The sequence below is a fragment of the Eikenella halliae genome (assembly GCF_001648475.1).
Classification (GTDB): Bacteria; Pseudomonadota; Gammaproteobacteria; order Burkholderiales; family Neisseriaceae; genus Eikenella; species Eikenella halliae.
Window position 1 is genome coordinate 1 of the sequence record NZ_LXSQ01000011.1, and the last position, 13111, is coordinate 13111.

At 46.6% G+C, this 13111-nt stretch carries 13 protein-coding genes; 12 read left to right on the plus strand and 1 reads right to left on the minus strand.

The features are described from left to right. Positions 1 to 330: 330 nt before the first annotated feature. Positions 331 to 867 (minus strand): crossover junction endodeoxyribonuclease RuvC, encoded by a 537-nt coding sequence (gene ruvC, locus A7Q00_RS03820; protein ID WP_064089308.1) that lies wholly within the window; start codon positions 865 to 867, stop codon positions 331 to 333. Between the two features lie 205 nt (positions 868 to 1072). Here ruvC and minC point away from each other — a divergent pair, with 205 nt between their 5' ends. From minC to rfbB, 12 genes are all read left to right on the plus strand, one after another. Then, positions 1073 to 1792 carry a septum site-determining protein MinC gene (minC, locus tag A7Q00_RS03825; RefSeq protein ID WP_064089309.1) on the plus strand — a complete coding sequence of 240 codons (720 nt, stop codon included), beginning with the start codon at positions 1073 to 1075 and terminating at the stop codon, positions 1790 to 1792. Positions 1793 to 1916: 124 nt separating this feature from the next. Beyond that, a complete protein-coding gene (gene minD, locus A7Q00_RS03830; protein WP_064089310.1) occupies positions 1917 to 2729 on the plus strand; it encodes a septum site-determining protein MinD in 813 nt (270 codons plus the stop codon). A gap of 3 nt (positions 2730 to 2732) precedes the next feature. Next, positions 2733 to 3005 carry a cell division topological specificity factor MinE gene (gene minE / locus A7Q00_RS03835; RefSeq protein WP_064089311.1) on the plus strand — a complete coding sequence of 91 codons (273 nt, stop codon included), beginning with the start codon at positions 2733 to 2735 and terminating at the stop codon, positions 3003 to 3005. Between the two features lie 3 nt (positions 3006 to 3008). Further along, a complete protein-coding gene (locus A7Q00_RS03840) occupies positions 3009 to 3929 on the plus strand; it encodes a hydrogen peroxide-inducible genes activator (RefSeq protein WP_064089312.1) in 921 nt (306 codons plus the stop codon). A gap of 234 nt (positions 3930 to 4163) precedes the next feature. Next, positions 4164 to 5075: a glycine--tRNA ligase subunit alpha gene (gene glyQ / locus A7Q00_RS03845; RefSeq protein WP_064089313.1), complete on the plus strand. Its 912-nt coding sequence runs from the start codon at positions 4164 to 4166 to the stop codon at positions 5073 to 5075. A gap of 88 nt (positions 5076 to 5163) precedes the next feature. Then, positions 5164 to 7227: a glycine--tRNA ligase subunit beta gene (gene glyS, locus A7Q00_RS03850; protein WP_064089314.1), complete on the plus strand. Its 2064-nt coding sequence runs from the start codon at positions 5164 to 5166 to the stop codon at positions 7225 to 7227. A 64-nt stretch (positions 7228 to 7291) separates the two neighbouring features. Then, positions 7292 to 8323, plus strand: coding sequence for a WaaS/CpsH family glycosyltransferase (locus A7Q00_RS03855; protein WP_064089315.1), 1032 nt, complete (start codon positions 7292 to 7294; stop codon positions 8321 to 8323). An 18-nt stretch (positions 8324 to 8341) separates the two neighbouring features. Further along, complete coding sequence (locus A7Q00_RS03860; RefSeq protein ID WP_082887738.1) at positions 8342 to 9184, plus strand: glycosyltransferase family 2 protein; 843 nt, start codon at positions 8342 to 8344, stop codon at positions 9182 to 9184. Positions 9185 to 9212: 28 nt separating this feature from the next. Continuing rightward, positions 9213 to 10019 carry a class I SAM-dependent methyltransferase gene (locus tag A7Q00_RS03865; RefSeq protein ID WP_064089316.1) on the plus strand — a complete coding sequence of 269 codons (807 nt, stop codon included), beginning with the start codon at positions 9213 to 9215 and terminating at the stop codon, positions 10017 to 10019. Positions 10020 to 10110: 91 nt separating this feature from the next. Next, positions 10111 to 10926: a glycosyltransferase family 25 protein gene (locus tag A7Q00_RS03870; RefSeq protein ID WP_082887739.1), complete on the plus strand. Its 816-nt coding sequence runs from the start codon at positions 10111 to 10113 to the stop codon at positions 10924 to 10926. Between the two features lie 51 nt (positions 10927 to 10977). Beyond that, entirely contained in the window at positions 10978 to 12030 is a 1053-nt protein-coding gene (locus A7Q00_RS12755; RefSeq protein ID WP_082887740.1) for an acyltransferase family protein, read from the plus strand. Next, positions 12027 to 13097 (plus strand): dTDP-glucose 4,6-dehydratase, encoded by a 1071-nt coding sequence (gene rfbB, locus A7Q00_RS03875; RefSeq protein ID WP_064089318.1) that lies wholly within the window; start codon positions 12027 to 12029, stop codon positions 13095 to 13097. The genes A7Q00_RS12755 and rfbB overlap by 4 nt, the downstream gene beginning before the upstream one ends. The last annotated feature ends 14 nt before the right edge of the window (positions 13098 to 13111 follow it).

Genomic DNA, 13111 nt, shown 5'->3' on the forward strand with positions numbered 1-13111 from the left:
TTCTGGTCTGCTTCAAAGAAACCGACAGAACAATGTCAAACATCGTCTTGTCTTCTTCTCAACAGTGCAGGTGTAAAACACCCACACTTATCGGTAATCTGATTGTTAAAGAGCTGCTGAACCGAACTAACACATAAACACAACCACAACTGCAAATAGCAAGCGAAAAGTAAATTGTGCTGTAAGGAACAGCGAAGATGCGAACTATACGCCTCCCAGAATACTTTGTCAAATACTAGGAAACAAAACATCTAACGGAAAACGCTAAATCACTAAGCTGAAATGAAATTTATCCTGCACAGATGCGACCAACCACTGGCTACCTGAAAACTAAACCTGAAACCGACCGCCTTTAATCTGTGAAGCGTTGTGTAATTTTGCTGCCAAACTGTGGTTACGCAATGCGTGCGTGAGTGCTACAGCCAACCCGTCAGCCGCATCAGCTTGCGGCTTCCCTGATAGCTTCAGCATCTGCACCACCATATGCTGCACCTGCTCCTTGGCCGCCTTGCCCTGCCCCACCACCGCCTGCTTCACCTGCAAAGCCGTATATTCATACACCGGCAATCCTCGCAGCACCAGCGCCGCCACCGCCGCACCGCGCGCCTGCCCCAGCATCAGCGTGGCAGCGGGATTAACATTCACAAACACCTGCTCCACCGCCGCCTGATTCGGCCGATAAGTATCAATAATCTCACCGATGTGCTGCACGATAATGCCAATGCGTCCGGCCAGCTCGTCGCCCGGGATGGTTTTGATGCAACCGGATGCCACATAGCGCTGGCTCTGCCCCAGCACATCAATCACACCAAATCCCGTTACCCGGCTGCCCGGGTCGATGCCCAAAATCCGTATCGGCTTCTGCATAGCTTTTCCATTTAAATTGCTCAAACTGGTTTTCAGGTAGCCTCACTCTTGCCAAATAGGCTACCTGAAACCGATTGGCCACATTATAAGCCAAGTTTTCAGGTAGCCTGCTACAAGCCGATATGATGCGCAGATTTGAAGTAGCCTACATAAAACGGTAAACTGCGAGCCGTTTCAATTCCTAAATTACGACTCCATCGCACCGATGAAGCCAGCATTCGACATCAAATCCGCCCGTCTCAACGCGCTCGCCATCCAGCTCAACACCACCGATCTGGCTGCCATCCGGCAAACCCTCACCGAGCGCGCTGCACAATACTGCGAGCTCAGCGATATGCCGCTGCTGCTCGACGTGCAGGCATTCGACTCGCCGGATAATCTGGATTTAGACAGCCTGCTCGGCTTGTTTGCCGAACACAGCCTGCCCATCGGCACCCTGCGCCATCACGACGAACAATGGCAGGCAGCCGCCCGCGCCCATCATTTAGCCTTTTGCAGCGATAACGCCAATGGTGAGGAACACAAAAGGCTACCTGAAAACACGCAACACGAAACGCCCAACACCCCGCCAGCCCCTGTCGTGCGCCAAACCCTTGTGGTGGAGAAACCCATCCGCACCGGTCAGCAGGTGTATGCCGAAAACGCCGACCTGATCGTGCTGGGCTTGGTAAACGAAGGAGCCGAAGTGATTGCCGACGGCCATATCCACGTTTATGCCCCCCTGCGCGGCCGCGCCCTGGCCGGCGCGGGCGGCGACCAAACCTCCCGCATTTTCGCCCAATCGATGCAGGCCGAACTGGTATCCATCGCCGGCATCTACCGCACTTTCGACCAACAACTGCCGCCGCACCTACACCGCCAAGCCGTGCAGGTTTACCTGCAAAAAGAGCGGCTGGCCATCGCCGCCCTCAGCGAGATTATTTGAAAGCAGCCCACATTTAATCGGCTACACACAAAATACAAACGGCGGCAAACCATTTTCAGGTAGCCCGCCAAGCACAACAACCCATTTCACAAAACAGATTCACTTAAGGGAAAGGACCATAACCGTGGCAAAAATCATCGTAGTAACCTCCGGCAAAGGCGGCGTGGGCAAAACCACCACCAGCGCCAGCATCGCCAGCGGCCTGGCTTTGAAAGGACACAAAACCGCCGTCATCGACTTCGACGTCGGCCTGCGCAACCTCGACCTCATCATGGGTTGCGAACGCCGCGTGGTGTACGACTTAATCAACGTCATCCAAAACGAAGCCACGCTCAACCAGGCTCTGATTAAAGACAAACATTGCGACAATCTGTTCGTGCTGCCCGCCTCGCAAACCCGCGATAAAGACGCACTCACCCGCGAAGGCGTGGAACGCGTGCTCTCCGAGCTCACTGAAGAAATGGGTTTCGAATTCGTGATTTGCGACTCGCCCGCCGGCATCGAAACCGGCGCACTGATGGCACTGTATTTTGCCGACGAAGCCATCGTTACCACCAATCCCGAAGTGTCCAGCGTGCGCGACTCCGACCGCATCTTGGGCATCCTGCAGAGCAAGAGCCGTCATGCCGAAAAAGGCGAACAGGTGAAAGAACACCTGCTGATTACCCGCTACAACCCCGAGCGCGTGGAAAGCGGCGAAATGCTTTCTGTGAAAGACATCGAAGACGTGCTGCGCATTCCCCTCTTGGGCGTGATTCCCGAATCGCAAAACGTGTTGCAAGCCTCCAACGTCGGCTTGCCCGTCATTCATCAGGAAGGCGTGCCTGCCGCCGAAGCCTATAAAGACGTGGTGGCTCGTTTGTTGGGCGAAAACCGGCCGATGCGTTTCCTGGAAGCAGAGAAAAAAGGCTTCCTGCAACGCCTGTTCGGAGGATAGGCCATGTCATTGATTGATGTATTGTTCGGCAAGAAAAACAAATCCGCCAGCATCGCCCGCGACCGCCTGCAAATCATTATTGCGCAGGAACGCGTGAAATCCCAAGCGCCGGACTACCTGCCCACCCTACAGAAAGAGCTGCTGGAAGTGCTGTCGAAATACGTGCATGTTTCGCTCGACGACATCCGTATCTCGCAGGAAACGCAAAACGGCGTAGACGTGTTGGAACTCAACATCGTTTTGCCCGACCTGCAACGCAAAAGCGAAGAGGGCTGAGCCATGACCCTGACCGAACTGCGCTATATTGTGGCCGTTGCACAAGAACGCCACTTCGGCCGCGCCGCCCAACGCTGCTTTGTCAGCCAGCCCACCCTCTCCATCGCGATTAAAAAGCTGGAAGAGGAGCTTTCCGTTTCGCTGTTCGACCGCAGCAGCAACGAAGTCAAGCCTACAGAAACCGGCGAGCGCATCATCACCCAGGCGCACCGCGTGCTAGAGGAAGCCGACCGCATCAAACACCTGGCCGCCTCCGAGCAAAACGAGCTGGCCGGCGTATTCAAGCTGGGGCTGATTTTCACCGTAGCGCCTTATTTGCTGCCACGCCTGATTTTGTCGCTGCGCAAGCTGGCGCCCGATATGCCGCTGATGCTGGAAGAGCACTACACCGCCAACCTCACCGACTCCCTAAAAAAAGGCGAGTTGGACGCCATCGTGGTGGCCGAGCCCTTCCAAGAGCCCGGCATCATCACCGAGCCGCTGTATGACGAGCCGTTTTTCGTCATCGTACCGAAGGGGCACGAGTTTGAAGAGCTCGACGCCGTATCCGTGCAGCAGCTGACAGAACAGCAAGTGCTGCTGCTCAGCGAAGGCAACTGCATGCGCGACCAAGTTTTAGAAAGCTGCAGCAAACTGGCCTCCCGCCAGCGCATTCTCGGCCTGGCCAACACCCTGCAGGGCAGTTCCATCAACACCATCCGCCACATGGTGGCCAGCGGCCTGGGCATCAGCGTGCTGCCTTCCAACGCCCTCACAGATAACGACCACCTGCTGTTTTCCATCATCCCCTTCGAGCCGCCCGTGCCCAACCGCCGCATCGTATTGGCCTCGCGCCGCAACTTCGTGCGCCCACAAGCATTGCAGGCTCTGCGCCAAGCCATTCTGAACTCCCAGCTCACCGGCGTGCGTTTTGCCGAAGCCTAGCCGGTTTGGCGGGGCTACCTGAAATCGCCCGATTAGTTTTCAGGTAGCCTCTCGGTGGAAAGCAGCGAACCACCCTGCCCGCCGAAGCAAAATGCTTCAGCCGTGCCTTCTTAAAGATGAAAAGGCTACCTGAAAATCCCGGCAACCATTTTCAGGTAGCCTTTGGCTTTGTTTTGTTTAATCGGCAAACCAAGTACAATACCGCCATTATTTTTCCAACCTTCCCGCACAACCATGCTCACCTTCCAACAAATCATCTTCAAACTGCAAACCTACTGGGCCGCCCAAGGCTGCACCCTGCTCCAGCCGCTCGATATGGAAGTCGGCGCCGGCACATCCCACCCCGCCACCTGCCTGCGCGCACTCGGCCCCGAACCGTGGTTTGCCGCCTATGTTCAACCCAGCCGTCGCCCCAAAGACGGCCGCTACGGCGACAACCCCAACCGTCTGCAGCACTACTATCAATTTCAGGTAGCCCTCAAGCCCGCCCCCGCCAATATCCAAGACCTCTATCTCGATTCCCTGCGTGAATTGGGCATCGACCCCAAAGTGCACGATATCCGCTTCGTCGAAGACGACTGGGAAAACCCCACCCTCGGCGCATGGGGCTTGGGCTGGGAAGTTTGGCTCAACGGCATGGAAGTTACCCAATTCACCTACTTCCAACAAGTCGGCGGCATCGACTGCACCCCCGTGCTCGGCGAAATCACCTACGGCATCGAACGCCTGGCGATGTACCTGCAAGGCGTGGAAAACGTTTACGACCTCGTTTGGGCAAAAACGCTCGACGGCAACACCATAACTTACGGCGATGTGTACCACCAAAACGAAGTCGAACAATCCACCTACAACTTCGAATACAGCGATGCCGACTGGCTGCTGCGCCAGTTCAACGACTACGAAGCGCAAGCCAAACGCCTGCTGGCCGTGGAAGACACCAGCCTCGCCCTGCCCGCCTACGAGCTCGTCCTCAAAGCCGGCCACACCTTCAACCTCCTAGACGCACGCGGCGCCATTTCCGTAACCGAGCGCGCCACCTACATCGGCCGCATCCGCGCACTGAGCCGCGCCGTGGCGCAGAAATACGTCGAAAGCCGCGAGAAACTCGGTTTCCCGCTGATTAAAAACAGAGCGCATGCAGCCTGAAAATGCTAGAATCATTACTTAATAAAACAGCATAAACACACCGCACCATACAGCAGGCTACCTGAAAACTTTTAAACGATTTGCTCCAATGACCACCCAGACCCTTCTAATCGAACTCCTTACTGAAGAGCTTCCTCCGAAAGCCCTGAATAATCTAGGCAACCACTTCGCCGCTTCTGTTGCCGAAGGCTTGGAAAAAGCACAACTGATTGATGGCGCGGTCGAATACACTGCCTACGCCTCGCCGCGCCGTTTGGCCGTTCAAGTCAAAAACGTTAAAGCCGTTCAAGCCGATCAGAAAATCGTAAAAAAAGGCCCTGCCGTGGCGAATGCCATGAAAGACGGTGCGCCGACCAAGGCTTTGGAAGGTTTCGCACGCGGCGCAGGCGCGAAAATCGAAGACTTGACCATCGTCCACGACGGCAAGCAGGATGTGTACGCCTACGAATACGTCCAAACCGGCAAACTGCTGGGCGAACTTTTGGAAGACATTATCAATCAAGCCGTTAAGAAACTGCCGATTCCGAAAGTGATGCGTTGGGGCAGCAGCACGTTTACCTTTGTGCGCCCCGTTCACGGGCTGATTGTGCTGCACGGCGACGACATTGTGAACATCAGCGTTTTGGGTCTGCAAAGCGGCAATCAAACCCTGGGACACCGCTTCCTTTCCAGCGGCGAAATCACCATTGAAAACGCCGACAGCTATACCGCACAAATGCGCGAGCAAGGCAAAGTCGTCGCTTCGTTTGCTGAGCGTAAAGCCGCGATTCAGACGGCCTTGAACGAGCAGGCAGGTCGTCTGAAAGCCACCGTTGCCGCCGATGAAGCCCTGTTGGACGAAGTTACCGCACTGGTCGAATACCCCGTTGTTTTGGAAGCCGGTTTTGAAGAACATTTCCTCGCCGTGCCACAGGAATGTTTGATTCTGACCATGCAGCAAAACCAAAAATACTTCCCGATGCTCGACCAAAACGGCAAGCTAATGAATCGCTTCCTGCTGGTCTCCAACCTGCAAACCGAAGACCCGTCGCACATCATCCAAGGCAACGAACGCGTCTTGCGCGCGCGCCTGTCTGATGCCGAGTTTTTCTACAAACAAGACCAAAAAGCGACTTTGGAAAGCCGCCTGCCCAAACTGGCAAACGTGGTGTACCACAACAAAATCGGTTCGCAGGCCGAACGCATCGAACGCCTGCAAAGCATCGCCGCCCATATCGCCAAGGCTTTGGGTGCGGATGCCACCGCAGCCGAACGTGCCGCGCGTTTGGCAAAAGCCGACTTGGTGACCGAAATGGTCGGCGAGTTCCCCGAACTGCAAGGCACGATGGGCAAATACTACGCCCGCTTGGACGGCGAAACCGAAGAAATCGCCGAAGCCATTGAGCAGCACTATCAGCCACGTTTTGCCGGCGATAGGCTACCTGAAAGCAAAACCGCCACCGCCGTAGCGCTGGCCGACAAGCTGGAAACTTTGGTCGGCATTTGGGGCATCGGCCTGATTCCGACCGGCGACAAAGACCCCTACGCCCTGCGCCGCGCCGCCTTGGGTATTTTGCGGATGCTGATGCAGTATGGCTTGGACGTGAACGAACTGATTCAGACGACCTTCGACAGCTTCCCCAAAGGTTTGCTCAACGAAAAAACGCCGTCTGAAACCGCCGATTTCATGCAGGCGCGCCTTGCCGTGTTGTTGCAAAACGACTATCCGCAAGACATCGTCGCTGCCGTACTCGCCAAACAGCCGCGCCGTTTGGACGATTTGACCGCCAAACTGCAAGCCGTTGCCGCGTTCAAACAACTGCCTGAAGCCGCCGCGCTCGCCGCCGCCAACAAACGCGTGCAAAACCTGCTGAAAAAAGCCGATGCCGAATTGGGCGAAGTCAATGAAAGCCTGCTGCAACAAGACGAAGAAAAAGCCCTGTGCGCCGCCGCACAAGACTTGCAGCCGAAAATTGCCGCCGCTGTTGCCGAAGGCAATTTCCAGACTGCCTTGTCCGAACTGGCTTCCGTCAAACCGCAAGTCGATGCCTTCTTCGACAGCGTGATGGTGATGGCTGAAGACCCCGCCGTGAAGCAAAACCGCCTGAACCTGCTGAACCGTTTGGCGGAGCAGATGAACGCGGTAGCGGATATTGCGGTGTTGAGTGAGTGAATCTTCTTCATCTACATACCATACTCGTATTAGAGTTTAATGCTCATTATAGTGAATTATAGCAATGCCAAATAAAACTGTTCTTTTTGGTATGCCCCCCGTATCTGGGCTTTACAAGTTAGTCCATGATAATCTGAAATATCATGGATTCTGTGTAATTGATTTAAGAGAAATAGAGGAAAATAGTTACTTCCATTATCCATCTTTCACAAGTTGGCTATACACAAAATGGAGGAAACTTGTATATAAAGATGCCTCTCCTAAAAAACATCTGAAACTGCAGGCATTGCAGAATAATATCCTTGAAAGAATTAAATCAGAAAACGGCTTGGACTATGCCTTTTTTATTAATGGAGAAACCTATAGTCAAGACTTCATTAAATTTGTTCGGGATCAAAGCAAGAACGGCGTTGTAAACTATCAATTTGATGGATTACACAGATTTCCAAAAATTTATCCATTAATTAATAGCTTTGATAGATTCTATGTTTTTGACCCAGACGATTTAAATACCCTAAACTACCAACTCCTCCCGGCCACTAATTTCTATTTTGATCATAACCTAGATAATCAATTGGAGAGAACTGTCGATTTCTACTTTACGGGAGTCCACATGAACTCAAGGGTAGGGGTTATTACCTCTTTTGGTCGCTATATAAAAGAGAGAAAAAAAACAGCTGATATTAATGTGTTATGGCGGGAGAGTGGAAATGGGAGAGAAATTTATCCAGATGACAGTATTACACTAATTGATCAATACATTGACTTCCAAGAAAATTTAGAGAAAGCTAACAAGGCAAGAGTCTTAATAGATTTTGTAATTGATGAACATAAAGGATTATCTTTTCGAGCCTTTGAAGCACTAGGAAGAAAACAAAAGCTCATTACAACCAACTCTCAAATTAAATACTATGATTTTTACCATCCAAATAATCACCTAATCTGGGATGGTACAAATTTTGATATTATTGATAACTTTCTAGATAAACCATATTTTGATATTGACGAATCTATTAGAAAAAAATATAGCTTCGGAAATTGGATAAACTATATTTTACAGATTTACCCATACCAAAGTATTGATTTACCAAAATAATAGATCTTACTCCTTATAATGAAACCCTCATCAAGCCCTTTAATATCTGTTATTATTCCGTGTTTCAATACTGCCCAATATTTACCAGAAACATTGGATAGCTTATTTTCTCAGACACTGCAAAACTTTGAAGTTATTGCTATAGATGATGGTTCTACAGATAATACGCTAGATATTTTATATAAATACCAAGAAAAATATCAGCAACTAACTGTCATGTCTCAAGAAAATAGTTACTGCATGATTGCAAGGATGAATGCTATCAAACATGCCAAGGGTAAATACTTAGTTTGTCTAGACTCTGATGACAAACTACATCCTGATTTTCTGAAAAAATGCAGCAATATAGCTGAAAATGATGAAACGGTTGCCATTGTCTGTAGTGATGTTCAATTATTTGGAGCTAAGAATCAAACCTGGTGTCGCCAATTTGAAATCAAAGACTTTCTCTTAGAAAATAGTATTTGTATTACATCATTAGTTAGAAAGTCTTTTTTTGATATGACTGGTGGATTTGATACCAGCCTAGAAATGTATGAAGACTGGGATTTATATATTTCTATATTAGAGTTTGGAGGTAAAGTTCATAGAATACCTGAACCCTTATTTCTTTATCGGCAGCGAGAGGATTCATCTTCAATATGCAATACAGCTAGCGAACAGAAAAAATCTGATAATTTACTAAGACTATACAATAAACACTATTTATTTTACAAAGAAAACGGATTATTCTTTCATGAACTATTAGGTGTATTCAAAAAACATAGAGAAAAGAAATTAGCTCACTATAATATGCCATTACGAAAAATATACTATAAGATATTTAAACCAAGTCGTTATAAGAAAATATATAATTCATAACTAATCTTAATACAGAAAGGATATTATTATGCAACATTTCTACGAATTTGCAATTCAGCCATACTTAGAAAAAATTTCTCCTAAGCACATTATTGAAATTGGAGCAGAAAGAGGGCTAAACACAACTAAAATTCTGACATACTGTGAAAATCATGATTGTCGTCTAACCTCTATAGATCCCTTCCCTTTATTTGATTTCAACTCCCTAAAAGAAAAGTATGGTAATAAATTTAATATGGTTTCTGATCTAAGTCTAAATGCGTTACCACAAATAGATCCTTGTGATATTACTATGATTGATGGCGATCATAACTGGTATACTGTTTTCAATGAATTAAAAACTATTGAAAAAATAAATTTATTGAATAACCACCCATTCCCTATTATATTCTTCCATGATATTGGGTGGCCTTATGCAAGAAGAGATATGTATTACAATCCTGAAAACATTCCTCTGGAGTTCCAACAACCACATAAGAAACAAGGTATTATTCCCAATCAAAACGAATTATCAAATGACTCACAACTTGGTTTGAACCATGATGTTGCAAATGCTATACATGAAGGTGGAGAAAAGAATGGCGTATTAACCGCTGTAGAGGACTTCATAAAAAAAAGCGAGCTCAATCTTGCTCTTTATCTAATCCATGGACAACATGGATTTGGAATCCTATTTGAGAAAAATGAATTCAATAATTCACTCTTTGATTTATTAGATATTCAAAGCAATGCTGCAAAACTAGCTGAATATGGAAGAATAAATTATATGGTTAAATACACTAACCTGTATTCAGAGAAAGAAAATAAAAAATCCTGGTGGAAAAAGATATTTTGATATTGTAAATCTAATTACAGATACAGGTAGATTCTTTTATAAATTCATCAAGCTACCTATTTAATATAAAATCTATTATATCCATTATATTATGCTACATAACTATGTAATTAGCATCAGAACTAGCCTTAATAGAAGGCAGCATATTATTAATGAATTTTCAAAATATAATATACCTTTCTCCTTTTATAATGCCATTACTCCATCTATAGAGTTAACCGAACTTATTCAGAGTGTTGCTCCTAACCTTAATCGGGTAACACATATGACAGATGGAGAAAAATCCTGTCTAATGAGTCACATTATGTTATGGAAAAAATGTGTTGATGAGGAATGGCCATATATTGCTATTTTTGAAGATGACATTTGGCTTGGTAAACAAGCAAATATTATATTAAACGAATCAAAATGGTTGGATGATTTATTTCTATTATATAAAAATTTTGTTATAAAAATTGAAACCACTTTGCAACTTTGCCAAGTAGATACTATTGACTACAAACTACCAAATTCCAATCATAGTCTAATGAAGTTGTGTAGTGATCACTATGGTGGTGGCGGATATATCTTGTCTCGCCAATCTGCTGCTTTTCTTTTAAAAAAAATAAGAGAGATTGAAACAGAGAATTTTATTGCGGTTGATGGATTACTATTTGATCATCTTCTTGCCTCAAAAAATTTATCTATTTTTCAGCTCTATCCTGCGATATGTATCCAAGAAATCATTATCAGGCCTGAAGATACCTTATTAAGCAGTCAACTTGAATCAGATAGAAAACTAAAGAAAAATAATAAAATGAATAGAAATTTAAAACAAAAAATACTACGCGAGTTATGGAGAGTAAATAAGAAATTACATCTATTTAAATATAGAAATATTCCAATGGATATAATCCCATTTGAGTAATTTTAGACTTATATATAGCCTCTTCACAGATAATGCAGAATTAAATTAAAAATGAATAATAAACTATCTTATTTTATAGAAAAAGGTAATAATAATTTTGATCTACTTAGGCTAATTGCAGCTATTATAGTTATCTATTCACATAGCTTTGAACTAGCCTTCTCATCTGGCCAATCAGATGTTTTTACTAAATTATCTAGAGGTTTGGCTAATGGTGGGGGCTTAGCAGTTGAGTTTTTCTTTCTTCTTAGTGGTATCTTAGTTACTAACAGCCTTATATCGAGTGATAATTTAAAGAAATTTATAATTTCTCGCTTTTTTAGAATATATCCACCTTTCCTTTTTGTGCTTATTACAACTGCTGTAATTATCTCCCCATTTCTTAGCTCATTAGATATAACTCAATATTTTAGCGATGGTGGAGTATCTCAATACTTACGCCATAGCGCAAAATTGAAAATCGAATATAATCTTCCGGGTGTTTTCACAGGGAATATATATAAAAATGCTGTTAACGGTTCTTTATGGACAATTCCCTTTGAAGTAGGAGCATATTTCTCTTTATTTTCTGCCTACATTATAACTGGTGGTAAAAAGAATATAAGATATTTATCAGTCGTGTGCCTACTTATTATCATACTACCTATCTTGAATATCGGTGATGGCTTATTTTTCTCAAAACAAAACTTAAGCGTTTCTTTAGCATTAGCATGCTTTGCTCTTGGTGCTTTATTCGCTATACATAAAGAAAATGTTCCAGTATCCTTAGCATACCCTATTGCTTTTTTTATAATATCCTATCTATCTGAAGAAAACTACCTGAAACATTTAACATTTTTCTATTTTTCATCAACATTATTACTTTATATTGGAACACTCAACTTTATAAAAAAAATCCGGGTACCAATAGATATTTCTTATAGCGTATATCTATGGGGATTTTTTGTGCAACAAATTGTGTATATGTATTTGCCAAATTTAAATATATATGTTAACCAAATTATTTGTATATTATTGACCATTATTATCTCTATTCCTACTTTTAAATTTATTGAGAAACCCTCAATGACCTTAGGGAAAAAACTTAATCGGAGATTTGATTGAACCTCCTCATTACCGGCGGTGCCGGCTTTATCGGCTCGGCAGTTATCCGCCACATCATCCGCCACACTCGAGATTCCGTTATCAATCTCGACAAGCTAACCTACGCGGGCAACCTTGAATCCTTGGCAGAAGTTTCAGGTAGCCCCCGCTATACCTTCGAGCAAGTGGATATTTGCAACCGTGCCAAGCTCGACCGCGTATTTGCCCAGTATCAACCCGACGCGGTGATGCATCTGGCAGCAGAAAGCCATGTGGATAGGAGCATAGACAGTGCCGGTGAATTTATCCAAACCAATATTGTCGGCACCTTTAATCTGCTCGAAGCAGCTCGTGCCTACTGGCAGGGGCTACCTGAAAACCGCCGCTCGACATTCCGCTTCCACCATATTTCCACCGATGAAGTGTATGGCGACTTGCACGGCACGGATGATCTATTCACCGAAACCACGCCCTACGCCCCCTCCAGCCCCTATTCCGCCAGCAAAGCCTCCAGCGACCATCTTGTACGCGCCTGGCAACGCACCTACGGTCTACCCACCATCATCACCAACTGCTCCAACAACTACGGCCCCTACCACTTCCCCGAAAAACTCATTCCGCTGATGATTCTGAACGCCCTGGCCGGCAAACCGTTGCCTGTCTACGGCAACGGGCAGCAAATCCGCGATTGGCTCTTCGTGGAAGACCATGCCCGCGCACTGTACCAAGTCATCAACCAAGGCAAAATCGGCGAGAGCTACAATATCGGCGGCCACAACGAAAAAACCAATCTCGAAGTAGTGCAAACCATCTGCACTCTGCTGGAAGAACTTGCTCCAGAAAAGCCGGCCGGCGTAGCGCGTTATGAAGACTTAATTACCTTCGTACCCGACCGCCCCGGCCACGATTTGCGCTACGCTATCGATGCCGCCAAAATCGGCCGCGAGCTCGGCTGGCGGCCGCAGGAAACATTTGAATCCGGCATGCGGAAAACCGTACAATGGTATTTGTCCAACCGCCCTTGGTGGCAACGCATTCTCGACGGCCGCTACCGCCTGGAACGGCTCGGCCATTCATCAACCCGATAAATTGGAGCCTCTTC

What these genes read in the sequence shown, in the direction of transcription:
- ruvC (WP_064089308.1), bottom strand. Translation starts at nt 867, where the DNA reads ATGCAGAAGCCGATACGGATTTTGGGCATCGACCCGGGCAGCCGGGTA.
- minC (WP_064089309.1), top strand. Translation starts at nt 1,073, where the DNA reads ATGAAGCCAGCATTCGACATCAAATCCGCCCGTCTCAACGCGCTCGCC.
- minE (WP_064089311.1), top strand. Translation starts at nt 2,733, where the DNA reads ATGTCATTGATTGATGTATTGTTCGGCAAGAAAAACAAATCCGCCAGC.
- A7Q00_RS03840 (WP_064089312.1), top strand. Translation starts at nt 3,009, where the DNA reads ATGACCCTGACCGAACTGCGCTATATTGTGGCCGTTGCACAAGAACGC.
- glyQ (WP_064089313.1), top strand. Translation starts at nt 4,164, where the DNA reads ATGCTCACCTTCCAACAAATCATCTTCAAACTGCAAACCTACTGGGCC.
- glyS (WP_064089314.1), top strand. Translation starts at nt 5,164, where the DNA reads ATGACCACCCAGACCCTTCTAATCGAACTCCTTACTGAAGAGCTTCCT.
- A7Q00_RS03855 (WP_064089315.1), top strand. Translation starts at nt 7,292, where the DNA reads ATGCCAAATAAAACTGTTCTTTTTGGTATGCCCCCCGTATCTGGGCTT.
- A7Q00_RS03860 (WP_082887738.1), top strand. Translation starts at nt 8,342, where the DNA reads ATGAAACCCTCATCAAGCCCTTTAATATCTGTTATTATTCCGTGTTTC.
- A7Q00_RS03865 (WP_064089316.1), top strand. Translation starts at nt 9,213, where the DNA reads ATGCAACATTTCTACGAATTTGCAATTCAGCCATACTTAGAAAAAATT.
- A7Q00_RS03870 (WP_082887739.1), top strand. Translation starts at nt 10,111, where the DNA reads ATGCTACATAACTATGTAATTAGCATCAGAACTAGCCTTAATAGAAGG.
- A7Q00_RS12755 (WP_082887740.1), top strand. Translation starts at nt 10,978, where the DNA reads ATGAATAATAAACTATCTTATTTTATAGAAAAAGGTAATAATAATTTT.